Origin of the sequence: Streptomyces sp. NPDC005195, assembly GCF_040608315.1 — a bacterium.
Taxonomy (GTDB): Bacteria; Actinomycetota; Actinomycetes; order Streptomycetales; family Streptomycetaceae; genus Streptomyces; species Streptomyces kaempferi.
Window position 1 is genome coordinate 1 of record NZ_JBEXHZ010000349.1, and the last position, 1,335, is coordinate 1,335.

The window sequence follows — 1,335 nt, forward strand, 5'->3', positions numbered from 1 at the left end:
GACGCGCGCGCCGCCCAACGCCCTCACGGCCATCCCGACCACGACCACCGCGCCTGCGACGACCGGTGCGGGCCACTCCCGCAGACCCGTCTCCGAGAGCCCGCACAACGATGGCGAGACCCGGGCGGGGAGCGACCCCAACGGCTACCAGCGCGGGCGACGGCCGTAGCACAAATGGTTGCGTTAAGTTAATAGACAAGTACTCAACGTGACACTCTGCCGAAATGGGCCCCTCGTGAACGAGCTGATCAACTATCTGCAGGACAACATGCTCATCGACTTCCGGGGCGAGATCACCCTGGAGACGGTGCGCGGCTTCCTCCGCGAGGACGACGGGAAGGAAGCCCAAGACCTCCTCAGGAAGGTCGACCAGGAGGAGGGCGTCCACGACATGCTGGTCACTCTGGCCGACAACCTGAAGGAGCACATCGAGGGAGGCGTCGACGCGAAGGCGCTCCGGGAGCAGCTCTCGCACTACTCGGAGTCGTAGGCCCGGTGGTGCTCCTGGTCTCACCGGGCGGAACGTCCGGCGAGACCAGGGGAACGTCCGGCGGGCTCACACCCGGAACCCGTCCGCCGGGCGTGGAAGGCGGGTGACACCCGGCTCCGCTCCGGCCCGACAGTCCCGAGTGGAGCCGCTCGGGGTCCCGCCGGGCGCTCAGGCACTCCCGCTTCCGCCTCGCTCCCCCTCCGGGCCCGCACCGATGGCCTGGAGCCGGTGACGCAGGGCCGCCCACCCGACGGACGGACTGCCCTGGCCGAGCGACCAGTACGGGTGGTGCAGCAGCCGGGCGTGCAACTGGACCAGGTCGCGCCGCAGCCGCGCGACCTGCCCGGGAGGCGCGTCGGCCAGGGCCCGGTAGGTGCGGGTGTAGGCCGGGTGCAGTGCGATCTCAACTCCTTTCCAGAAACAAGTTCTCTCGCTTTCCTCGCCACCGGCTTCGACTGGGAGGCGCCCCCGCGGCGCCTCCCTTTTCCGGCGCAACCGAAGCCGCAGGCGAGGTGACTGGCGCGGACTCGACGCCGAATCCTCGGATGCGCCTCTACCGGAACAGGCGGCCGCGTTCGTTTTCGTGGCGAACGAGAGTCAGTCGGGGCGGCCAGGGAGGTCTCGGTGATCGCCATGAGCGGCGCCCGGTCAGGGGGTTCATGGCACCCATGCCCGTCGGCCCGTGCATGGTCATGACGGGGTACCGGGCCAGGTCCAAGGACCGGAGCGACGCGTCCAACCGTCTGCAATCCAAGGTCGTCCTCGTCGCCGGAGGCACCTCCGGCATGCCCTGCGCCATCCAGGTCCAGGCTGTGAGGACAGCGGCTTCGGCACGTCTCCGTCGG

2 protein-coding genes are annotated in these 1,335 nt (G+C 69.6%); both read left to right on the top strand.

Features of this window, described 5'->3' with window-relative positions; translation table 11 throughout:
* Positions 1 to 235 precede the first annotated feature (235 nt).
* Positions 236 to 490 (top strand): hypothetical protein, encoded by a 255-nt coding sequence (locus tag ABZV34_RS39575; protein WP_356288176.1) that lies wholly within the window; start codon positions 236 to 238, stop codon positions 488 to 490.
* 659 nt (positions 491 to 1,149) lie between these two features.
* A partial coding sequence (locus ABZV34_RS39580; RefSeq protein WP_356288179.1) for a hypothetical protein occupies positions 1,150 to 1,335 on the top strand: 186 nt, incomplete at its 3' end.